The following is a 21,255-nucleotide window of genomic DNA, read 5'->3' as shown; positions in this document are numbered from 1 at the left end:
GCCACCTCCGGTGGCGAGCATGAGTAGATGAGTCGCAGCCCGCGCAGTTACGCGAGCAGGAACGTCTTAGCGTACTCATGGCGAATCAACCCAGTTGTACCGCATGACGAGATCGTCGTGATCGATCTGGTCGGCGAGTTTCTCGACGAGTTCGTCCCGTTCGAGGTCGCCGAACTGCTCCAGTTCGTACGGTTTGACCGTCACGGGCGCGGACTCGCCGTTGGCGACCCGTTCCTGGAGCTTGGCGATCCCGTAGATCAGGGCTTCCGGGCGGGGCGGACAGCCCGGGACGTGGATGTCGACCGGGATGACCTCCTCCGCGCCCTTGATCACGTTGTACCCCTCCTGGAACGGTCCGCCGGAGATGGTACACGAGCCCATACCGACGACGAACTTGGGCTCGGGCATCTGGTCGTACACCCGCTTCATCCGCGGGGCGAACTTCGAGACGATGGTCCCGGGGACGATGATCACGTCGGCCTGTCGCGGCGAGGCCCGCGGAACGCCGGCCCCGAATCGGTCGAGGTCGTGCTTGACCGAGTACGTGTGCATCATCTCGATACTGCAGCAGGCGATCCCGAACTGCAGCATGAACATCGACGAGCCCCGAACCCAGTTCATGAACTTGTCGAACTTCGTGAGGATGAACGGGGACGAGCCCAGCGCCTTCCGGAGCGGGGAGTTGAATCGGTTGTCCGCGCCCTCGCCCATGCGGGCGTCCTGTGTCGACTGTCCGGTGTCGGCACCGACCGTGTCCGTAAGTTTGTCTTGACTACTCATGTGTTACCTGGCATCTTTGCGTTTCTCGGCCCGCGGTGAGCGGACCCACTTGACCGCGCCGTTGCGCCACGCCCACCCGAGACCGACGACGAGAACGCCGATGAACACCAGCATTGGCCCCAGCGTCTTCGTCAGCCCGACGCCGTTCTCCAGTGCGCTGCGGTAAATGACCGTCCACGGGAAGATCAGGACGGTCTCGATGTCGAAGATCACGAACAGCAGCGCGACCATGTAGTACTGGATGTTGAACCGAATCCGGGTGTCACCGGTCGGAATCTCACCGCTCTCGTAGGTGGAGCGTTTTCCCTGCTCGGGCACGCTGGGCCGGAGAAGCTTCGATATCACCATCATCCCGACTGGGATGAGAAGACCGACCAGCGCCAGCGCCCCGATGGCTATCCATGGATTGCCCATCCGTGTACACCTATCGTTCTACGGGTTAGGAACGGTGGCATATAAGGGTTCATAGATTCCACGCGCCGGAAAACCACGGTTTCGACCGTTGACAGGAGTTCGGTCCTCGCTCACCGGGCGATCAGGGTCGCTGGAAGTCGGCCAGCCGGTAGTCCTGATCGCTCGTATCGACTGCCAGCGCGAACGGCCAGTCGTACTTCACGCAACTCGTCGGACCGGTCTCGTTCCCCGTGATCCGGAGTTCCATGGTGTAACAGGTCTCACCGGCGACGGTCGCCGTACCGGTGATCTCCGCCGTCGCCTCGTCCCAGCTCACCGCGAACCCGTCCCCGACGGTCACCTCGTCGCCCCGGACCGTCCACGAGTTGCCCACGGTCAGATCGTGGCCGTAGGCGATGAGTACCGGTATCCTGACGTACCGGAACTCGCTGCCGACGGACCCCTCCGTGATCGTCTCCGTGAAGATATTCGACTGGGTCCCGGTGCTGGTATTCGAGTACGGGCCGACGGTGACGTTGACGGTGATCTCGTCGTCCAACAGTGGCCGCCCGTCCGGCGCGGCCGTGACGACCCACGACATCCGGGTCGTCGTGTCGGAGTAGTTGGCGAGGTAGCCGTACGCCTCGCTCTCGTTGAACAGGAAGAACGTGTCCCACTCCTCGTCGACCGCCGGTTCGCCGTCGCTCTCGTCGCCCCCGGTCTCCCCGCCGCCGGTCGCCGTGTCGGTCGTCGTGACGGGCGTCTCCGTCACTGTCTCGGTGACGGTGTCCGTCCCTGCCGGGTCACTGTTGGCACCGCCGCCGCTACAGCCCGCCAGAACGAGCAACAGCGCCAGTAGTACTGTACCCCCAACCGTCCGCGTCCGCAACGTCCCCATAGATACCTCTACTGCAGTCTGGTGTTTAATTTTACTGAATACGTCACCGCAGGTGAAAGAACCGATCCGGCCCGTGCCTACGGTCGGTTGTAGTCGACCAGCACGAACGAACTCGTCTGCGTACTCGTCTGGGTCTCGCCGCCGGTCGTGGTCCGGGTCTGCAACTCGAACGTGGCCGACAGTGCGAAGGGCCAGCCTTCCTTGACACAGCCGCTGAACGTCTGGTTCTCCGTGGTCGCCTCGAACGTGTAACACTGCGTGCCCGAGACCTGTGAGGTGCCGGTCACGCTCACGTCGATCTCCCGGGACTGCTGTTGGGTCTGGAGCCCGCCCGTCTCGAATTCACTGCTGGACACCGTCCAGGAGTTCCCCGGCGAGAGCTCCCGGCCCTGGACGAACAGCTGGGGGACCTGCATCAACACGAACGTGAACGCCTGGGGGTTCTGGCTGGAGCCACTGAAGATGTCTCCCTGCGGCCCAGTGAGCGTCGATGTCTGGGTCTGGCCGCCGAAACTGCTCGACAGGTCGGCCGTCACCTGTCCGTCGCTCACGTCGGTGACCGTCCAGGAGTATTCGCTGGTACTCCCCTGTGCGGCCTCGCTCTCGTACGTGTAGGATTCCCCTTCCTGCCACTGGTAGTCCACCGCCGGGATGTCCGCCTCGCCACTCGCCTCGGCCTCACCGCTGGCCGTCATCTCGGCGCTGGCCGTCCCGTTCGTGTCTGTCGATTCGTCCGGAGCCTCCGTCGTTGCAGGGCCGCCACCACCCGAGCAGCCTGCCAGGACCATCGTCGCGGCCAACAGTATCGCGACGATGACCTGTCGGTTGCCAATACTGGACATACCCGCCCTTTGTGAGAATGGTTGAAAAGTCTATGGGATCGATCAGTTTCGAATCGGTCGGGGGAGTTCGGGGCCGCGGTTCACTCCTCTCGCGTCCTGAACGCCGGCGTCCCGAGTTCGTGCAGGTCGCGCGAGACATCGGCCACACCGTCCTGCAGTCCCTCGTGGTACTCGACGAGGCGGTCCCGCAACTCCTCGTGCTGGCGCGCGAGGTACTGGACCGCCGACAGCGCGGCGTTGAACGACTTCCCCGCGTCGACGGCGGTCAGCGGCGCGCCCTGTGGCATCCCGATCACCGAGTCGACCGACTTCTCCTGGACGGGAACGCCGATCACCGGCAGGGGATAGGCGATGGAGGCGGTCATGTTCGGCAGATCCGCCGACTTCCCGCCCGCGCCGGCGATGATCACGTCAAGCCCGCGGTCCTCGGCCGTCTCCGCGTACGCGTACATCAGTTCAGGCGTCCGGTGGGCCGAGACGACGAACGTCTCGAACGTGAACCGCGCCTCGGGTGGCTCGTCGTAGCTCGTCTGCTCCGCAAAGCCCAACTCCTCGGTCAGGGCGTCGTAGGCCCCGGGACGGCCCGACTCGGAGCCGGCCATCACGTCCAGGTCCGAGTCCGAACCCATGACGATGCCGATCTCGGGAGTGTCCTCGGCCGGTCTGTCCCGCGTTGCTTCCTCGTGCAGTTCCTCGATCAGTGCGTCGACGTTGTCGCTCATTCGAAGCTGAGTTCGTCGCGTAGTTGTCGTGCCGATGCCAGTAGTTCGTCGGTCCCCTCGCCGTCGCCGGTCAGCGTGACGTGACCCGTCTTCCGGAGCGGGTACACCTCGCGTTTCCCGTACCAGTGGAGGTGTGCACGGTCGCGCTCGAAGACCGCGTCCGCACCGGTGAGCCGCGCTTCCCGCCGCTCCTCGCCGTCACCGAGGATGTTGACCGAGACGGTCGGGTCCCGGCGCTCGGTCGAGCCGAGCGGCCGCCCGGTCACGGCCCGGACGTGCTGCTCGAACTGTGAGGTGTGACAGCCCTCGATGGTCCAGTGCCCGGAGTTGTGCGGTCGCGGCGCGATCTCGTTCAGCAGGATCTCCTCGCCCGTGTCGAACAACTCGATGCCGTAGACGCCCCGCCCCGCCATCTCGCCCAGCACGTCCCGGGCGACCTCGCGGGCGGCGTCGATCCGCTCGTCGGGCGCTCGGGCGGGCGAGACGGATTCCCGGAGGATCTCCGCCTCGTGGATCGTCTCGGTGACGGGGAACGTGTCGGTCCCGTCGGCTCCGTTACAGCCCATCACCGCCAGTTCGCGCTCGAAGGGGACGAACGCCTCGACCATCGCCGGGCCGGCGATCTCGTCCATCGCCGACTCCACGTCCTCGCGAGTCTCGACGAGGACGTTGCCGCGCCCGTCGTAACCCCCCTGTCGCGCCTTGAGCATCGCGGGCGTCCCGAGGTCGTCCAGCGCGGCGTGGAGGTCTTCGACCGAGTCGACCTGTCGGAACTCCGGCACTGGAATCCCCGCCTCCCGGAGGCGCTCCTTCTGGACGAGTTTGTCCTGGATCAGCCGGAGGGTCTCCGGCGCGGGGTGGACCGGGACGCCGGTCTCCTCGCTGACTGCTTCCAGCAGGTCGGGATCGGCCAACTCGATCTCGAAGGTGAGGTAGTCGGACCGTTCGGCGAGTGCCCGCAGTGTCTCGCGGTCGTCGAAGTCGCCGACGAGCTGGTCGCGGACGACCGGCGCGGCCGGCGCGTCCGGCGTCGGGTCCGACACCACGAGTTCCACCCCGAGCGGTGCCGCGGCCTCGCCGAGCATCCGGCCGAGCTGGCCACCCCCGACGACGCCGAGGGTCGGGCCTGGCGACGTGAGTGTCATCGACCGGCGCTTCCCCGGGCACGCGCTTAAGGATTGTCAACCCGGGAGCCAGCGGCCGCGATCACTCGGGCGGCGTCGCCGACGCGTTCACCTCGCCCACGTAGTCCGGGTGGATCAGAAAGACCGTCTCGGTCCCGTAGGTCCGGAGTTCGTACGTCGCCGTCCAGTACTCCGGGAACTGCGCGCGGGCCTGTGCCTCCTCGTTCTCCTGATCGTCCTCGTCGTCCTCGTCGTGGGCGCGGACGATGACGACCGGCGGCTCCGACTCGGCCGCGTCCTCCAGTTCGAAGGTGCTGTCGGCACAGCTCACGTTCGCCCCACTCTTGTTGAAGTACCACGGGAGCGGCAGCGCGTTGAACCAGTCCGCGCACGCGGGGGAGAGCGTGATCCCACGCTCGTCTTTGGGCACCAGTTGCGAGTCCCGCGGGTAGCCATTGTACACGAAGTCGGTCGTGGCGTTGGTCCCGCGGTCGACGAAGAAGTCACCGTACAGCAACACGTCGGTCCCCTCGTTGGCGGCGGCGGCCATCTCCATGCTGTCCAGCGCCGGCCGCAGGTCGTCGCCCGGCTGTGCGTACTGGACGAGCGCGTTCTCCCCTTCCTGGGCCTGCGGTGCGAGATAGACGCCGTAGACGCCCATGCCGACGACGAAACTGACGGCGACGATCACGACGACCGCGGCCGCGCCCATCCCGACGGGGTCGTCCTCGGCGAGCGCGTCCCGGCCCCACCGGAGGACGAGTCCAAGCCCCACTGCCGCGGGGATCGCCAGCGGCACCACCGCGTGGAGCGCCGCCCACGGGGCCTGAATGTCCGTCACGATGGGATAGCCCAGGACCGAGACGAATCCACAGTAGAACGAGAAGGCCACCAGATCACGCGGCCGTTCGCCCGAATACCGGTCGACGACGAACCCGATCACCGCGAACACGACGAGCGCGAGCGCACCGTACCCGAGCGTCTCGGCGAGGTCGCCGAGATAGGGGATGTAGGCGTGGTCGCTCATTCCGCCGTCGATCCACAGCCCGTAGAACTCCTTCCACGAGCCGACGATGGCCCGGTCGACCACCGTCGCGAACATCCCGATGTCGCCCTGGCCGATGGCGTTGTACAGCCCCACGTCGCCGGGGTCGCCGTCCCGAGGTCCGTAGAAGAACACGATGATCGCGACGAACTCCAGGACTGCGAGCAGAATCCAGTGGGCCCAGTTCCAGAGCCCGTAGACGACGCCGACGATCCGGTCTTTCAGGATCGTCGTCCACGCAGGGTCGCCGTCGCGGGCGAGAAACAGCCGGTGATCGAGCAGGAGGACCAGCGCGCCGATCCAGGTAACCGGGTAGATCAGCGCGTTCTCTTTCGCCGTGAGCGCGAGCGCGACGCCGGCGACGCCCAGGAACAGGTACCGCGCCCGCCGGAAGTCGATCAGGCGGACGAAGGCGACGACTGCCCCGAACATGAAGAACGCGACGATGGGGTCGCCCCGCATGAACCGCGAGTAGTACAGCAAGAGCGGGTTGGCGGTCAGAAAGAGGGCCAGCAGGGCGACCTCGATGTCGCGCAGGCGGTGGCGCAGACCGAGCGCGGCCAGTGGCGTCAGCCCGCCCAGCAACGCCACGACTGCCCGCATCCAGAAGTCGGTGGTCCCGAACACGCTGAACAGGAGGCCGTTGACGTGGTGGTAGAACGGGCCGTGGATGATCGCCCGATACGCGTAGTCGCCGGTGTGGACGTACTGGAGGATCCACCAGCCGACTCGCCCTTCGTCCCAGTGGGCGATGCGCTCGCCGAGGAACAGGAAGCGAGCGAACAGCGCGAACGCGGTGATGACGGCGACGACCAGCACGAGGCGGTCGACGCCGAACCACGTGGGGAGGGCGGACTCGGACCGCTGGGCGGCGGACTCCGTCGCCGAATCGTCGTCCTCGACCGTTGCCATTGTCGGTGCAGTCTGTCCGGGGATTTAGAACCCTTCTGGTTGCAAACGAGCGGTCGTCGGATCGGTATCGGCTCCACCCGACGACCGCCGAACGGTATTTCTTTAGGTCGGCGTTGCTATCGCCACCACATGGTACGGCTCGGACTGGTGGTCGCGGAGTTCAACCGCGACGTCACCGAGGAGATGGAGGCGGCGGCAAAGGCGCGCGCCGACGAGCTGGACGTGGAGATCGTCGAGACCGTTCACGTCCCCGGCGCGTACGACTCGCCGCTGGCCGCCGACCGGCTGGCACGCCGGGACGACGTGGACGCCGTGACGGTCGTCGGCGCGATCAAGTCCGGCGACACCGACCACGACCAGGTGATCGGCAACGCCATGGCCCAGGGGCTGACCGACGTGAGCCTCGACCGGGACACGCCCGTGACGCTCGGCGTCACCGGCCCCGGCATGAGCATGGACGAAGCCCGCGCCCGCACCGACTACGGTGCCGCCGCACTGGACGGAGCCGTCGACCTCGTGGAGGAACTATGACTATGGACTTCGCATCCCGCGTACAGCGAGTGGAACCGTCCGCAACCCTGGCGATCAGCAACCTCGCCGCCGAACTCGAAGCCGACGGCGTCGACGTGGTGGACCTCTCGGTCGGCGAACCCGACTTCGACACCCCCCAGAACATCAAAGACGCCGGCGAGGCCGCCATGGAAGCCGGCCACACCGGCTACACGTCCTCGAACGGCATCCCCGAACTCAAGGAGGCCATCGCCGCGAAACTCGACGACGACGGCCTCGATCACACGACCGACGAGATCATCGTCACCCCCGGCGGCAAGCAGGCCCTGTTCGAGATCTTCATGTCGCTGATCGACGACGGGGACGAGGTCTGCCTGCTCGACCCCGCGTGGGTCTCCTACGAGGCCATGGTCAAGATGGCCGGCGGCAGTCTCTCCCGCGTCGACCTCTCGCCCCACGACTTCCAGCTCGAACCCGCACTCGACGCCCTCGGCGAGACCGTCTCGGACGACACCGAACTGCTGGTCGTCAACTCCCCGTCGAACCCGACCGGTGCCGTCTACTCCGACGCCGCCCTCGAAGGCGTCCGGGACCTGGCGGTCGAACACGACATCACCGTGATTTCCGACGAGATCTACAAGGAAATCACCTACGGCGTCGAGCCGACGAGTCTCGGCGCTATCGACGGCATGGCCGACCGGACGATCACCCTCAACGGGTTCTCGAAGGCCTACGCGATGACCGGCTGGCGGCTGGGCTACTTCGCCGGCCCCGAAGAACTGGTCTCCCAGGCCGGGAAGCTCCACAGCCACTCGGTCTCGTGTGCCGTGAACTTCGTCCAGCACGCGGGCGTCGAGGCCCTCGAAAACACCGACGAGGCCGTCGTGGAGATGCGAGACGCCTTCGAGGAACGCCGCGATATGCTCGCCGACCTGTTCGCCGACCACGGCGTCGACGTACCCGTCGGCGACGGCGCGTTCTACATGATGCTGCCCGTCGACGACGACGACCAGGCCTGGTGTGAGGGCGCCATCGAGGACGCCCACGTCGCCACGGTTCCGGGGAGCGCCTTCGGGACGCCCGGCTACGCGCGGCTGTCCTACGCCGCGAGCAAGGAGCGCCTGCAGGAAGGCGTCGAGCGACTGGCCGAGCACGGCTACCTGTAACCGGCAGAGTCGGTTCTTTCGCCACTGCTACCGGTGTAGTGACGATCAAACCGAAAAAACGGGCGCGCCGCGATTACCGTTCTGCTACAGTCGCCGCCGAACCAGCAACGCCACGGCCAGCAGTGCGGCCACGGCGAGGGAGACGCCGAAGCCCGGACCGGACCCTGCCGTCGTCCCGGCGGCGGTCGCGCCGGACCGTTCGGTCTCCGCCGGAGCGTCGGTCGGTGCCATCGTCGCCGGCTCGTCGTCGCTCGTCGCGTCCATCGCGGTCCCACTGTCCGTCTGGCCGTCGGACCCGCCGTCGTCGCCGGTGGCGGTTCCGTCGCCCGAGTCCGAGTCCGTTGCCGTCGCCGTCTCGGTCTCCGTAGTGGTCTCCGTGGTGGTCGACGTGTCGGCGGTACTCGATCCGCCACCGCCGCCACCGCCGTTGTTGTTGTTATTGTTGCTCGTGCTGGCGACCGAAAGCGACTCGCTCTCGCTGATCGACTGGCCGTTGCCGCCACTCAGGCTGGCGGTGAGGGTGTAGTCGCCGCTACTGTCGCCGGTGACGGTGTACTCGACGGTCTCGGTCGCACCGCCGGCGACGGTCCCGCTGGCCGAGCCGGTACTCAGGCTCGTCGAGTACCCGCTCGCCGAGGACAGCGACAGGCTGTAACTCGTCGAGGCGTCCCCGGAGTTGTGGACGACGGTCGTCAGCGTGGTCGATTTCCCCTCGTCGATACTGCCCGAATCCAGCGAGGTGGACAGCGTCAGACTGGCGGGGCTGATCACGTCCAGCCCGGCCTGGGTCGACCGCGAGGGGTCCGGATCGTCGCCGGAGCTGACGCCCGAGGCGCTGACGGTGATCTCGCCGCTGTAGTCGCCTTCCACGTCGGCGGTGCAGTCGAAGCTCGCCTGCGCGGTGCCGCTACTCAGCGTGACGGTCTGTGATCCCGACGGTGAACACGAGAGACCGTCGGGCAGGGTCAGCGACACGTCGACCTCGTCGTTCTGTAGCTCCTCGCCGGAGACCGAGACGGTGAGGTCGAACGAGTCGCCCTGCGAGACGCTATCGGGCATCGACACGTCCGTGATCGAGAGTTTCGTGTCGGCGGCCGCGATGCCCGTGGTTCCGACGAGTACGGCGAGCGTGACGACCACGACGAGGGTCGGTCGTCGCGACATCAGTCACTGACCTCCACGAGCGTGTCGTCGACGCTCGTCGCCTGCTCCGAATCGAGCCTGACGAGATACACGTCTGCGGGCCGATCCGTCGAGAGGACGCCGTAGTAGGTGTCCCCGCTCTGTTGATCCAGCTCGATCTCGTAGGTCGCGTTCCGACTGATAACGGTCGCAGTCATGCCTTTCTCGTTGGTCTTCACGTAGATGTCCTCGGTCGTCGAGAACGTCGTCGCGTTCGCGCTCACGCTGGTTCCGGTCCAGACCGTCTGTTCGCCGCTGGCCGGCTGGACCTCGATGACCTCGGTCAGCGTGCCGACGCTGGGCACCGACAGCTTCACGATGTAGGTCCCCGGCGACCCGATGGTCATCGACTTGTCGGTGTCGCTGGAACTGGACACCGACACGCTGTCGTTGAACGCGACCGTCTCGGCGTTCGGCGAGAAGGCCGTCAGCGTGGCGGTCGTGTCGACGCTCCCGTTGACCGTGACGGTCGTCGCCTGCCCGGCGGTGACCGGGCCCGCGATGGAGAGGTTCGCGCTCTCGGAGTCGTCGCGCACCTCGACCAGCGTCGAGTCGGTGTCGCTGGTGCGGTCCTTCTGGAGCGTCACGCTGATCGGGCGCGTCCCGGTGACGCTCCCGTCGTCCGGCACGGTCACCGATACGGTGTACGGCGACGAACCGGACAGCGACAGGGCCTGCTCTGCGTTGCTCCCGGGGAGGACCAGACTCAGCGAGCCGCCGGTCGCCGACACGGCGTCACCGTTGGAGTCGTTGGCGAACACCGTCAGCGAGACGCTGTCGCCGGGTGCGAACGGCCCGTCCTCGGCGCTGATGCTCACGTCGAAGTCACGGACCCGGAAGCCGCTGTACGCCCGGATCGACGCGGTGTCGTTCAGCGCGGTCTTCAGGACGTACTCCCCGTTGGCGTCCGACGGGATCTCGTAGTCGTAGGTCGCGACGCCGTCTGCGTTGGTCGAGACCGTCGCGACCCGGTTCTCGGCGCTCCCCTCGGCCTGGAGGACGAAGTCCACGTCCTCGTTGGCGATGGGTGCCCCGTCGCCGGTGGTCACCGTCGCGGACAGCCGTGCGGAACCACCGGGCGTGTAGGCACTCTCGTTCGTCGCCGCGCTCACCTGTTTCGCGTTCGCGCCGGTGACGTTCAGCACGCCGGCGGCGGTGCCGGTGCCCTCCGTCGTCGTCACGCCGACTGCGAGGCCGTACTCGCGGGCCGGGACCGACTGGGGCACGTCGAAATTGATACTCGCCTCGCCGTTCGTCGTCGTGGCACTGCCGAGTTCGATCCGCTGGTCGAACGCGTCGACGAACGCCGTCACGTTCGAGCCGTCGGGGACGGCACCGCCGCCCGCCTTCGTGGCGTCGACGTACAGCGTCTTCGTCGTCCCCGGTTCGGCCTCGTAGCCCTCGACCGCGTTCCCGCTGCTGTCTTCCAGCCGGACGGACACGTCGCTGACGAACAGCCCGAGGTATCGCTCCTGCTGGCCCACGGTCACCTTCACGAAGTGGCCGCCGCCGGAGCTGGACGACAGCGAGAACGACGCTTCGCCGCTCGACCCGGTGGTCTTGCTTCCGGAGTCGACCTCCCCGGGGCCACTGGCGTTCAGCGACACGTCGACGGTCTGTCCGGAGACGGCGGTGCCGTCCGGTTTGCGGACGCCGACGGTCAGCTCGATCGTCTCGCCGGTCTCGAAGGATCGCTTGTTGAGCGACGCCGAGATGTCGTAGCTCTTGATCGGGACCTGCGTCGTCGCCGTCTGTGCGACACCGGACCCCGTCGTCACCGTCGCGGTCACGATGTGGTCACCGACCGGGAGCTGTCCCAGGTCGACCCGGTAGAGGCCGCTGGCCGGGTTCGAGACGGCACTGCCGCCGATGCTCACCTGCTCGCCGTCGAGTTCGGTGACTTTGACGGAACTGATCGTCTTGTCCGTGGGGACGAACACGTCAATTTTCGCCGCTTCGCTCGGCGTGAACGACCGGCTCGCGGGTGCGGCCCGCGCCTCGAAGGCACGGACCTCGAACCCGGTCCCGGTGGTCTTCCGGACCACGCCGGTGTCGGTCTGCTGGATCAGCGTCACCGTGATCGGGTGCCCGCGGTTCCAGCTGCCGCTCTGGGTGTACTCGCTCGGATCGAGACGGATGGTCGACTCGCCGTTCGCGTCGGTCGCGGTGATGTTGCGCGAGCCGTTGATCCGGAGTTCGACGGTCGCGTCCTCGATGGCGTTCCCGCTGGTCGCGTCCGACGCCTCGACGTTCACGGTGACCGTGTCGGTCGGGCTGTAGGTGCGCTTGTTCGTCTCGACTTCGAGATCGACCTGGCTGACGCGGACGGTCCGCTGGGCGATGCCCTGTTTGGTGCCGGTGTCGACTTTCGTGGTGACGCGGTAGCGACCCGGATCGTCCGGCATCGACACGCTGAACGACCCTTCGCCGCTCGTGATGCCGTTGTCGGGGTTGGTCGTCGAGACCTGCTTGCCGTTCTCGTCGTACACCGAGATGTCCACGTCGCTCGCGCTCGCGCTGACACCAGTCCCGTCGTCGTAGGCCGTCACGAGGCCGAGGAGTTTCGACCCAGGGGCGACGGTCCGGGAGCTGAACTCCATGGACGTCTGGATACCCGTCACCTGCGCGGGCGCGCTGACGGTCGTGTTGTACGTCCTGGTTCCCGCGGTGTGTGAGGCGGTGATCGCGATATCGTAGGTGCCGGCGTCGACGCCCTGTGCTTTCGGTTTGAACGTCTTCGTGTCGAAGCTCTGGTCCGTGCTGTTGTAGCTCAGGGTCACCGGCGTCATCGTCGTGGTGCCGTCGGGGGCGAGGAGCTGTGCCTTCACCGTGAGTTCGCTGTCGGTGAGCAGGTTCCCGGTCGCGGGGTCGACCACCTGCACCGCGAGCGTGTTCTCCCCGTCGCGTTTCAGCGAGCGCTCGAACCGGTCGAAGATCGGCCGGATCTCGAACGACCGGCCGCGGTCGAGCGTCACGGTCTCGTGAGTGCCCGACGTGACCGATACCTTGGCGGTGTCGTTGACCGTCGTCCACTGGCTGAACTCCCCGCGCGGACGCAATTCGAGTTCGTAGTCGCCCGCGGGCACCGGGATACTGACGTTCGTCTTCGGCCCCTTTCGCTGGACGAACGATTGCTGTGCCCCGTCGGGACCCAGGTAGGCGACGACGTCACCGTTCGTGGCTTTGCGGACGACGAGTTCGTTCTCGAAGAAGAACCCGAAGTCCTCGACGGCCGCCTGCCGCGACGTGCTCTGCTGGACGATACTCCGGTACTCGTCGACGCGGAGGTCGATGTACCCGCCGTTGGCGAGGCTACAGGTCGAGGCCGTGTCCTGTCCCTGAGACACGTCGACGTTGTTGGCACAGAGATACTTCCCGATGCTCTGGCCGAGCCCCCAGACGTTGTAGGTGACCTGGGTGTCACTGCCGGTGGTCGGGGCCAGCAGATCCACCGACGCACTCTTGGGCGTCTGCCGGCCGAACGCCAGCGTCGTGAAGGTGTTGGCGTTGGCGGTCCGGGTCAGTTGCGGGAACGCCGACGAGACCTGTGAGAGCGACGTGAACACGGTGCTGGCGGGCAGTTTCGTCTTCTTGCTCGTCACGTCCACCTTGATCCGACCGCCTTTCTGGAGCACCATCGGCGGCAACACGGTCTTGCCGGACTGGACCGTGTACCCCTCGCCGTCGTTCGTGTCGGTCGTGGGGTAGTAGACCGGCGTCCCGCCGCTGGTGTCGGTGCCGACGATCCGGAAGCCGATGCCGTCCTCGAACTGGTCGGTCTCGGGGACTTTCATCGAGAACAGCCCGTTCGAGTCGGTACTGGTCGAGTTGTACACCTCCAGCTGGCTCCCGGCGGTTCGTTTCGGCTGGGCGATCACGACGGCGTCGGCGACCGGGTTGCCGCTCTCGTCGACGACCTGACCCGCGACGGTCGATCTGTCGACGCTCCCGGTCGGAATCTTCAGCGACGCGCCCGAGGTCCCCTTCGCGGGATAGACGAGCGTCCGGTTGTAGGTGCCGAAGGTGCCGCCGTTCTCCAGGCTGACTACGTAGCGCGTGTTCGGGCGCAGGAAGACGGGCACCATCGTCTCCCGGCTCACGCCGGAGTCCCTGTAGACGACGTTGTCAGTGTCGCTCGCGACGACGGAGATGTTCTCGACGTCGGGCAGTGGATTGTTCCGGAGTGAACTACCCCAGTTGACGAACACTGGCGCTCTGGGGTTGTCGGCCGTGAGTGACACCGACCCACGGCTCCCCGGATCGACCTTCTTCGAGGCGTTCGACTGCGAGAGTGCGAACGTCTGGAAGGTCACCGGTGCGGCACTCGAGGCCGGACTCTGACCGGCGGGGACGACGGTGCCGGCCGTGTCGGTGTCCGGGTTCGTACACGTGCCACTCTTGTCGAACCCCTGGCAGTGGAACCCCTTCGCACTCCCGCTGAGGAAGGCGAATCCGCCCGACTCGTTCGTGCCCTCCTGATAGAACATGATGGGCACGCCGCTGAGGGTGTTCCCTTTGTGGTCGACGCCGCTCACCCGATAGTGGTTGGCGGTGATTATCGACCGGTTCCCGGTGTCCGCGTTGCTGTATTTCGTGTCGTACCCGGTCACGTTGACTCGGAACGCGTTCTGGACGTAGTCGAACCCGTTCTTGCTCGAATCGAACGTGAAGGTCACCATCCCGTTGTCGCCTGCGCCCTGGTGTACCGGGTCGCCGACCTCGTAGGCGGTCCTGTTGTCGTACACCGCCGAGACGAACGCCGAGGCGTTGCTGTACTCCAGCGGTCCCTGCGTACTGCCACCGGTGAGGTCCCGGTAGGTGAAGTTGAGGTCGGTGACGTGTTTACTGCTCGTTCCCCGAACGGTTACGGTGAGATCGCCCGAATTCTGTCCCACGTCGACGATCTCGATCCGTGACGGCGTCGTCTCGGAGTTGCCCGCTGCGGCGGCCGTCCCCGACAGGGCGACCACGCCCACGAGGACCGACGCGACCATCACGGCGGTGAGCGAAACCGCGAGCAGTTTCTCGCGCTCGGCGCGCTCGCTCATTCTACTGTCCCTCCGTGACTCGCTCGCCCGCGATCACTGCATCGACGATCCAGTCGTCGACGAAACTCCGGGACGCTCACCCGGTTTCGGTTATTTTCGAAAATGATTCCAAACTGTTCCGATACCCGACTCAGCATAGCCTCAGAATCTCATACTTGCAAATATAGCTAGGGTGCTGACTATCATCCGTAATATTGGATTTACACTGGCAAGAAAGATGCGCGAGAAGTTAACGGAATGTCACACGTCTCGACCTCGATTGACCGGTGGTATCCGGTGACACACTGGTCCCGCTCCACGTTCGTATCGCCGTCACGGGGGCGCCTACATTCAGGTGGCTGGGGGCCGAACTCCGGATATGGCGTCCATTCCGCCGGAAGCCGAGGACCACCTCACGAGCGAACTGCTCGTCGCCCATCTCGCGACCAGTCGGGACGACCGCCCCCACGCCGCGCCGGTCTGGTACGTCTACCGCGACGGGGCCATCGAGATCGCGACCACGGGGACGAAACTCGCCAACATCCGCGCGAATCCCCGCGTCGCACTCTCTATCCAGAAGGTCGAGGCGGGTGATCCCCTGTGGGGGATGACGATTCGGGGGACGGCGACGGTCGTCGAATCCGAGAGCGACGGGATCAATCGCCGACTCAACGAGAAGTACGGGGCCGACGAGGACGCCTGGACCGAGAACACCGGCGTCCGGATCGACGTGGGGTCGGTCGATCACTGGACGTACGATTGAAGGCTCATCGTACGCGCAGCGCGGCTCCGCCGCGCGAGCGCACGCCTGAAATCAACTGGCGTGATTTCCGAGCAGTCAGAGCGCGACGCGCTCTGACGACGCCGACGAGCGACCAACGGGAGCGAGGTGTACTAAATTTTGCCCGAGCGAGCGTAGCGAGTGAGGTGTAAAATTCAGCAGCGCTCGTCGCAGATCCGGTCGATGATCTTCCCCGTCGAGAGGAGTTCGTCGTCGTGTACCTGCTCGCGGCCGGACGCGCGCTCGACCCGGCAATCCAGGCCCGCTTCGTCCAGTGCGCCGGCGAGTTTCTCCTCGTCGTGGTGCTGGTCGTAGCCCAGCGCGATCACGTCCGGGTCGATCTCGCGGATCGGGACGAAGAAATCCTCCGGGTGGCCGACGTGTGCTTCGGTCACCGCGTCCAGCGCCGCCACCATGTCCCGGCGCTGGCGGTTCGAGAGGACCGGCGGGTCCTTGTGGGTGACGTTCTCCCGGCGGGCGACGATGACGTGGAGTTCGTCGCCCATCCCGGCGGCTTCTTCGAGGTAGTGAACGTGGCCGGGATGGAGAATGTCGAACGTCCCCTGGGCGACGACGGTCGTCATCGGACGCCCCCGTCGAACTCCTCGTCGCGCAACTCCGCGTCGATGTCGGCCTGCGTGAAATCGAAGAACTCCTCCTCGGGGAGGTCGATGTCGAGCACGTCGAGTTTTCGTGGGTTCCCTTCCTGATCGAAGGCCTGCCAGTCGGTCTCGCCGTAGGGCGCGCCGACGATGATGTGGACTTTCCCCTTGTTGAACGTCGCGAGGTCGGCGTCGCTCGGGCGGAGGACACCGTTGGGGTGTGAGTGGACCGACCCGGCCGCGCGCATGTCGTTTGGAATCATGTTCGTCTTGACGGTGGCGCTGACGGGGTTGGACTCGGTGCCCGGGATCACGAGTACGTCGGTGATGACAGTTCCCTCGCGGTCCAGGCCGACTTTCTGGGCGCGTTCGCCCCGGAGCAACCCCATGTACTCGTTGGGGTGCGCGTCCTCGGAGGCTTCCAGCGCGAACTCCAGCGCGTCCTCGGCGATGCCGAGGATTTCGCCCGACCGGAACAGCCGCATGTGTCCATCTCGGGCCGGTTACCTTCTAAGGGTTCCGGATGCGCCGGGACCGACTCGTCAGCGTTTCCAAAGGTTAAAACACGCGAGCGCCGAACCTCTGGCAAATGTCTCCACAGACTCCCGATGACGGGGCGGAGGTCTCCGCCGACGGGGTTCCTACGGTTTACGACCTCGCTGACGGCTGTTCGCTCGACGACGTCGAACGCGGCGAGTACTACCGGGCGACGGTCAACGGCGTCGTGGCCTACGGCGTGTTCGTGGACCTCACCGAGGGCCTCTCCGGCCTCGTCCACGAGTCGAACCTGCTCGGCACGTACGACGTTGGCGACGAGTTGCTCGTCGAACTCTCGGAGGTCCGCGAGGACGGCGACGTGAGCTTCGAGGAAGTCGAACTGGCCGACTACGAGACCGAGCGGGTCGACGCCGGCGAGTCGGTCGCCATCGCCGACCTCGAAGACGCCGTCGGATCGACGGTCACGCTGGACGGGGAAGTCGTCCAGATCAAACAGACCGGCGGCCCGACCATCTTCCACGTCCGCGACGAGTCGGGGGTCGTCCCCTGTGCCGCCTTCGAGGAGGCGGGCGTCCGGGCCTACCCCGAGATCGAACTCGACGACGTGGTCAGGCTCACCGGCCGCGTCGAGATGCGTGAAGCGGCCGTCCAGATCGAAGTCGACAGCCTGGAGCGCTACGAGGGCGAGGCTGCCGACGAGACACGCGAACGGCTCGACGACGCGCTGGAGGAGTACGCCGAACCCAACGCCGTCGAGCCCATGGTCGAGTGGGAGGCCTTCGAGAAACTCCGACCCGACCTCGAACGGGTCGCCCGACGGCTCCGCGAGGCCGTGCTGGAAGGGCGCCCGATCCGGATGCGCCACCACGCCGACGGTGACGGCCTCTGTGCGTCGGTTCCCCTCCAGCTGGCACTGGAGCGGTTCATCAGCGAGCACCACCACGACCCCGACGCACCGCGGCACCTGCTCAAGCGCCTCCCGAGCAAAGCGCCGTTCTACGAGATGGAGGACGTGACCCGTGACCTCAACTTCGCGCTGGAAAATCGCAAGCGCCACGGGCAGAAGCTCCCGATGCTCCTGATGCTGGACAACGGGTCGACCGAGGAGGACACGCCGGCCTACCGGAACCTCGCGCACTACGACGTGCCCATCGTCGTCGTCGACCACCACCACCCCGACCCCGACGCCGTCGGCCCGCTGGTCGACGAACACGTCAACCCGTACCTCCACGACGAGGACTACCGGATCACGACGGGCATGATGTCGGTCGAACTCGCGCGGATGATCGACCCGTCGCTCACCGACGAACTCGGCCACGTGCCCGCCGTCGCCGGCCTCGCGGATCGCTCGCAGGCCGAGGTGATGGACGAGTTCATCGACCTCGCCGCCGAGAAGGGCTACTCCGAAGCCGACCTCCGGGACGTGGGCGAGGCGCTGGACTACGCGACCTTCTGGCTGAAGTACAACGACGGTCGCGAACTCATCAACGACGCACTGAACGTCGCCTGTGACGACCGCGAGCGCCACGAGGAGCTCGTCGAGTTCCTCGCCTCCCGGGCCGAACGCGACGTGGACAAGCAACTCGACGCCGCGATGAGCCACGTCGAACACGAGCGCCTGGACAACGACGCCCACCTCTACCGGATCGACGTGGAGAACTACGCCCATCGGTTCACCTACCCCGCACCGGGGAAGACGACGGGCGAGATCCACGACCGGAAAGTCGAGGAGACGGGCGATCCCGTCATCACCATCGGCTACGGCCCGGACTTCGCGGTCCTCCGATCCGATGGCGTCCGGCTGGACATCCCGGAGATGGTCGAGGAACTCGTCGACGAGATCGACGGCGGCGGCGTCTCCGGCGGCGGTCACCTCGTCGTCGGTTCGATCAAGTTCGTCGAGGGGATGCGCGAGGAAGTCATCTCGGCGTTGGTCGAGAAGATGGCCGACGCGGAACTCGACGAGGACCTCGCCGCGACGCTGCCCGACGAATAACCGACGCTCGCGGCTCCGGCCCACCGCATTGGGCACGGCTTACTCGTTTTCACGCACGTTCGATACGCCACATCCAGCGGCTACCGGCGGTTTGGGCGCGCTTATCCAGTCTACGCCACCCATAACGAAACGTGGCCGGACGGAATCGACGGCCATGAGCGACAGCGAGGACGACACCGGGACGGACTTATCGAAAAAGGAGCGACTGATCAACGCCTGGATCGCCGTCGGGCCGGAGGGCAAGACGACAGACGTGAGCGACCTCACCGGCTCGTCGCGGGGATACGCGTCCGACATCAGACGTGCGATGGCCGGCGAAGAGGACGACGACGACCTCTCGTTCGAGGAGATCGCCGCCGCACACGAACCGAAACTGGTCGCGCGGTACCGCTCTGACCTCGCCGACGACGACATCGACGGTCGATGGCCCTTCGCCGACCGACTCGAACCGGCCGAATCCAGTCGGTCCGCGGACGAACCAGCACCCCCCGAACCGACGACGGGCAGTCCGGTCCCGCGGTCCCGGACTGGTCCGACACAGCCCTCCTCACCCCCGCCGACCGGAAGCCAGCCACCGACGGCCGGTCGAACCGGCGCGGCCCGGCCACCGCAGCAGTCTCCCCGACAGCCACCGGCGTCGGGTGTACAACCGTCTCAGCCGAGCGGCCCGTCTCAAGGGCAGGGTGGGGTTCCACCGTCACAACCGACTGCCGCCGGTCACCCTCGGCCACCGGCGGGTGGCGGGCGAACCCCGCCCGCGGCGCAGACTCGGCAAACAGGCCACCAGCAACCGGCCCCGGTTCACTCGAATCAGCCGGCGACACCTAGGTTCCACGACCGACTCGCCGAACTCGACCGTCAACTGATGGTCCAGCAACAGCAGGCGACCGCCGAGTTGAACTCCGTGCCACAGGGTTCACAGGCCCAGACAATCGCGATCTCCAAGTACAACCTCGTCGTCGACCTGCGCGAGTCACTCCGGCAACTGGCGGCTGTCGCCCCAGGCCCCTGATTTCCTATCGCGAATAGTAGTTTACGAGACCCACTCACGGCGCCGGACGGGTCTCGAACTCGAACCGGCGTGCGACCAGTACAGCCCCCAGCGCGGCCAGAGCCACGACGAGTAGCAGGCTGGCCGGGAGCCGCCAGTCGCCACCCTGCCAGTCCGCCCGGAACACGCCGACGAAGTAGCCGGCGACGCCCTCGCCCTCGATCAGAACCGCGACCTCGCGGTTCTCGCGCGCGGAGTTGTTGTTCCAGTTGAGCGAACCGACCAGTACCTGGTCGTCGTCGACGATCACGCCTTTGGCGTGGATCTTCTCGAACCGGCCGTTCGGGTCGGCGACCCGGGCCGTCAGCGGCAGGTCATCGCGGGCCGCCCGCTCGTTCAGCCACTCGACCAGCTCTCGGTTCTCCTCCTCGACGTACCAGGCCCCGCTGAGCAGAATCCGCACGTCGACGCCCCGCCGTGCGGCCGCGAGCGTCGCGCGAAGGAACGGCTGGCGTCGGCTCCCGATGGAGACCTGCTCGATACGGATGGTCTCGTCCGCGTTCCGGAGCAGGCGGCGGACGCGCCGCTCGGCGTTGTCGGGCGCTCGCAGTAACTCGACGCGCTCGGGATCGAAGCGGCGTGGACTGGCCCTTTCCGGAAAGGTCCCGTTCGCTGGGGGACCGTCCGCCGGCTCGAAGCGCTTCCCGGCCCGATACCGACGCCAGGACTCCGCGTCCAGCCCGCTCGCGTCGGCCTGGAACGTCGCCGCCAGCGCGGAGACGATTCGATCCGATCGCACGACGACACCCCAGCCGCGGCTGGCGTGGCCGCCGGTGCCCGCCGGCTTCCAGTTCTCCGTGGTGACCAGGGCCCGCCCGTCGACGACGGCGTATTTGGCGTGGTGGAAGGCGTACCGTGCGGGGTCGCCGGAGAGAACCGTGACCTCGACGCCGCGTTCGGCGAGTGTGTCGAGCGTCCGCGCGGACCGACGCGACAGCCCACCGACCGGACTGCCGTCGACGAGGACGCTGACCGCGACGCCGTGGCGGGCCGCCGCGACGAGTTCCCGCTCGACCCGCGGCGAGGTGAGCGTGTAGCCCGCCAGCAGGATTCGCTCGTCTGCGGCGGCGAGCGTCTCGGCCGGGACCGCCGCGCCGTCGGGCAGGACGAACGCCCGAGTCGATTCGCCCGGGGCGGCCACGACGGGGAACTCCGTCGCGCCGACCGGTCGCCAGCGGATGCCGTCGCGCCCCGGGATGGCGATCTCCCCTTCCGGTGCGTCCGCGTACCGAATCGTGTCGACTGGCTCGCCGTCGCGTGAGAGCGTGACGTGATCACCGCCGTTCGCGAGCGCCAACCCCTGGCCGAGCGCCAGGATTCGGGCGTCCGTCCGGTTTCGCGTCAGGTTGGGTGCGGTCGTGAGTGCGATCCGACCCTCGACGGTCCGGTCCGGGAGTCGAATTCGGTCCTCCCCGTCCGTGATCGTGTAGTTCCCCAGCGATGTCGGCGTCGTGACGTTCAGGATCACGAACTCGCCGGCGTCGCCGTCGGGAACCGGATTGGGGTAGACACCGGTTAGCCCGACGGGTACTGTCTCGTTGATCGGTGCCGGAGCGACGCCGGCTACCTGTTCCGGCCCTTCGTCGAAACCGGCCGCTGGCGCAACGATGAGACCGAATCCGGCTGCCAGAAGCACGAACACGGCGACCGGCGCTCTGAATCGGGGCACGCGATCGGGTGGTCCCGGCTTGGATCATAAACCCTCGGCCGCGATATCGATTCACTC

General features: G+C 66.7%; 17 protein-coding genes. 5 read left to right on the top strand and 12 right to left on the bottom strand.

All coding sequences use genetic code 11. The features are described 5' to 3' along the window. Positions 1-75 precede the first annotated feature (75 nt). The 7 genes from ACOZ4N_RS08335 to ACOZ4N_RS08305 form a co-directional block, all read right to left on the bottom strand. Entirely contained in the window at positions 76-780 is a 705-nt protein-coding gene (locus ACOZ4N_RS08335) for an NADH-quinone oxidoreductase subunit B (protein WP_424019466.1), read from the bottom strand. Between the two features lie 3 nt (positions 781-783). Further along, on the bottom strand, positions 784-1,194 hold the full coding sequence (locus tag ACOZ4N_RS08330) for an NADH-quinone oxidoreductase subunit A (RefSeq protein ID WP_424019465.1): 411 nt from the start codon (positions 1,192-1,194) through the stop codon (positions 784-786). A 121-nt stretch (positions 1,195-1,315) separates the two neighbouring features. Then, positions 1,316-2,071: a hypothetical protein gene (locus ACOZ4N_RS08325; RefSeq protein WP_424019464.1), complete on the bottom strand. Its 756-nt coding sequence runs from the start codon at positions 2,069-2,071 to the stop codon at positions 1,316-1,318. A gap of 77 nt (positions 2,072-2,148) precedes the next feature. Then, the gene (locus ACOZ4N_RS08320) at positions 2,149-2,913 is read right to left on the bottom strand and encodes a hypothetical protein (protein ID WP_424019463.1); all 765 of its coding nucleotides are present in this window, start codon (positions 2,911-2,913) and stop codon (positions 2,149-2,151) included. An 80-nt stretch (positions 2,914-2,993) separates the two neighbouring features. Further along, entirely contained in the window at positions 2,994-3,635 is a 642-nt protein-coding gene (locus ACOZ4N_RS08315) for an AIR carboxylase family protein (protein WP_424019462.1), read from the bottom strand. Continuing rightward, positions 3,632-4,780, bottom strand: coding sequence for a 5-(carboxyamino)imidazole ribonucleotide synthase (locus tag ACOZ4N_RS08310; RefSeq protein ID WP_424019461.1), 1,149 nt, complete (start codon positions 4,778-4,780; stop codon positions 3,632-3,634). Before ACOZ4N_RS08310 ends, ACOZ4N_RS08315 begins: the two co-directional genes overlap by 4 nt. Before the next feature lie 61 nt (positions 4,781-4,841). Then, on the bottom strand, positions 4,842-6,716 hold the full coding sequence (locus ACOZ4N_RS08305; protein ID WP_424019460.1) for a flippase activity-associated protein Agl23: 1,875 nt from the start codon (positions 6,714-6,716) through the stop codon (positions 4,842-4,844). Between the two features lie 129 nt (positions 6,717-6,845). On the opposite strand from ACOZ4N_RS08305, the gene ribH reads away from it, so the two are divergent. Then, on the top strand, positions 6,846-7,247 hold the full coding sequence (ribH, locus tag ACOZ4N_RS08300) for a 6,7-dimethyl-8-ribityllumazine synthase (protein ID WP_424019459.1): 402 nt from the start codon (positions 6,846-6,848) through the stop codon (positions 7,245-7,247). Continuing rightward, positions 7,244-8,392, top strand: coding sequence for a pyridoxal phosphate-dependent aminotransferase (locus tag ACOZ4N_RS08295; protein WP_424019458.1), 1,149 nt, complete (start codon positions 7,244-7,246; stop codon positions 8,390-8,392). Before ribH ends, ACOZ4N_RS08295 begins: the two co-directional genes overlap by 4 nt. 84 nt (positions 8,393-8,476) lie before the next feature. On the opposite strand, the gene ACOZ4N_RS08290 is transcribed toward ACOZ4N_RS08295, so the two are convergent. Beyond that, positions 8,477-9,556 (bottom strand): PGF-CTERM sorting domain-containing protein, encoded by a 1,080-nt coding sequence (locus ACOZ4N_RS08290; protein WP_424019457.1) that lies wholly within the window; start codon positions 9,554-9,556, stop codon positions 8,477-8,479. After that, on the bottom strand, positions 9,556-14,622 hold the full coding sequence (locus ACOZ4N_RS08285; protein ID WP_424019456.1) for a hypothetical protein: 5,067 nt from the start codon (positions 14,620-14,622) through the stop codon (positions 9,556-9,558). The genes ACOZ4N_RS08290 and ACOZ4N_RS08285 overlap by 1 nt, the downstream gene beginning before the upstream one ends. A gap of 358 nt (positions 14,623-14,980) precedes the next feature. Between ACOZ4N_RS08285 and ACOZ4N_RS08280 the strand changes: the two genes are divergently transcribed. Next, positions 14,981-15,364: a pyridoxamine 5'-phosphate oxidase family protein gene (locus tag ACOZ4N_RS08280; RefSeq protein ID WP_424019455.1), complete on the top strand. Its 384-nt coding sequence runs from the start codon at positions 14,981-14,983 to the stop codon at positions 15,362-15,364. A 173-nt stretch (positions 15,365-15,537) separates the two neighbouring features. Here the strand turns inward: ACOZ4N_RS08280 and ACOZ4N_RS08275 are convergent, their stop codons facing one another. Both ACOZ4N_RS08275 and ACOZ4N_RS08270 read right to left on the bottom strand, forming a co-directional pair. Further along, the gene (locus ACOZ4N_RS08275) at positions 15,538-15,966 is read right to left on the bottom strand and encodes an adenylyltransferase/cytidyltransferase family protein (RefSeq protein ID WP_424019454.1); all 429 of its coding nucleotides are present in this window, start codon (positions 15,964-15,966) and stop codon (positions 15,538-15,540) included. Then, entirely contained in the window at positions 15,963-16,469 is a 507-nt protein-coding gene (locus tag ACOZ4N_RS08270; RefSeq protein WP_424019453.1) for a Mov34/MPN/PAD-1 family protein, read from the bottom strand. Before ACOZ4N_RS08270 ends, ACOZ4N_RS08275 begins: the two co-directional genes overlap by 4 nt. 104 nt (positions 16,470-16,573) lie before the next feature. Here ACOZ4N_RS08270 and ACOZ4N_RS08265 point away from each other — a divergent pair, with 104 nt between their 5' ends. Further along, positions 16,574-18,478, top strand: coding sequence for a DHH family phosphoesterase (locus ACOZ4N_RS08265; protein WP_424019452.1), 1,905 nt, complete (start codon positions 16,574-16,576; stop codon positions 18,476-18,478). A gap of 154 nt (positions 18,479-18,632) precedes the next feature. Beyond that, positions 18,633-19,490 (top strand): hypothetical protein, encoded by an 858-nt coding sequence (locus ACOZ4N_RS08260; RefSeq protein WP_424019451.1) that lies wholly within the window; start codon positions 18,633-18,635, stop codon positions 19,488-19,490. Between the two features lie 34 nt (positions 19,491-19,524). On the opposite strand, the gene ACOZ4N_RS08255 is transcribed toward ACOZ4N_RS08260, so the two are convergent. Beyond that, positions 19,525-21,198: a phospholipase D-like domain-containing protein gene (locus ACOZ4N_RS08255; RefSeq protein WP_424019450.1), complete on the bottom strand. Its 1,674-nt coding sequence runs from the start codon at positions 21,196-21,198 to the stop codon at positions 19,525-19,527. Between the last annotated feature and the right edge of the window lie 57 nt (positions 21,199-21,255).

Source organism: Halorientalis pallida, from assembly GCF_049605515.1.
GTDB classification, from domain to species: Archaea; Halobacteriota; Halobacteria; order Halobacteriales; family Haloarculaceae; genus Halorientalis; species Halorientalis pallida_A.
Note: the sequence above shows the minus strand (reverse complement) of the source record. Positions and strands in the feature narration are given on the sequence as shown.

What these genes read in the sequence shown, in the direction of transcription:
- ACOZ4N_RS08335 (WP_424019466.1), bottom strand. Translation starts at nt 780, where the DNA reads ATGAGTAGTCAAGACAAACTTACGGACACGGTCGGTGCCGACACCGGA.
- ACOZ4N_RS08330 (WP_424019465.1), bottom strand. Translation starts at nt 1,194, where the DNA reads ATGGGCAATCCATGGATAGCCATCGGGGCGCTGGCGCTGGTCGGTCTT.
- ACOZ4N_RS08325 (WP_424019464.1), bottom strand. Translation starts at nt 2,071, where the DNA reads ATGGGGACGTTGCGGACGCGGACGGTTGGGGGTACAGTACTACTGGCG.
- ACOZ4N_RS08320 (WP_424019463.1), bottom strand. Translation starts at nt 2,913, where the DNA reads ATGTCCAGTATTGGCAACCGACAGGTCATCGTCGCGATACTGTTGGCC.
- ACOZ4N_RS08315 (WP_424019462.1), bottom strand. Translation starts at nt 3,635, where the DNA reads ATGAGCGACAACGTCGACGCACTGATCGAGGAACTGCACGAGGAAGCA.
- ACOZ4N_RS08310 (WP_424019461.1), bottom strand. Translation starts at nt 4,780, where the DNA reads ATGACACTCACGTCGCCAGGCCCGACCCTCGGCGTCGTCGGGGGTGGC.
- ACOZ4N_RS08305 (WP_424019460.1), bottom strand. Translation starts at nt 6,716, where the DNA reads ATGGCAACGGTCGAGGACGACGATTCGGCGACGGAGTCCGCCGCCCAG.
- ribH (WP_424019459.1), top strand. Translation starts at nt 6,846, where the DNA reads ATGGTACGGCTCGGACTGGTGGTCGCGGAGTTCAACCGCGACGTCACC.
- ACOZ4N_RS08295 (WP_424019458.1), top strand. Translation starts at nt 7,244, where the DNA reads ATGACTATGGACTTCGCATCCCGCGTACAGCGAGTGGAACCGTCCGCA.
- ACOZ4N_RS08290 (WP_424019457.1), bottom strand. Translation starts at nt 9,556, where the DNA reads ATGTCGCGACGACCGACCCTCGTCGTGGTCGTCACGCTCGCCGTACTC.
- ACOZ4N_RS08285 (WP_424019456.1), bottom strand. Translation starts at nt 14,622, where the DNA reads ATGAGCGAGCGCGCCGAGCGCGAGAAACTGCTCGCGGTTTCGCTCACC.
- ACOZ4N_RS08280 (WP_424019455.1), top strand. Translation starts at nt 14,981, where the DNA reads ATGGCGTCCATTCCGCCGGAAGCCGAGGACCACCTCACGAGCGAACTG.
- ACOZ4N_RS08275 (WP_424019454.1), bottom strand. Translation starts at nt 15,966, where the DNA reads ATGACGACCGTCGTCGCCCAGGGGACGTTCGACATTCTCCATCCCGGC.
- ACOZ4N_RS08270 (WP_424019453.1), bottom strand. Translation starts at nt 16,469, where the DNA reads ATGCGGCTGTTCCGGTCGGGCGAAATCCTCGGCATCGCCGAGGACGCG.
- ACOZ4N_RS08265 (WP_424019452.1), top strand. Translation starts at nt 16,574, where the DNA reads ATGTCTCCACAGACTCCCGATGACGGGGCGGAGGTCTCCGCCGACGGG.
- ACOZ4N_RS08260 (WP_424019451.1), top strand. Translation starts at nt 18,633, where the DNA reads ATGAGCGACAGCGAGGACGACACCGGGACGGACTTATCGAAAAAGGAG.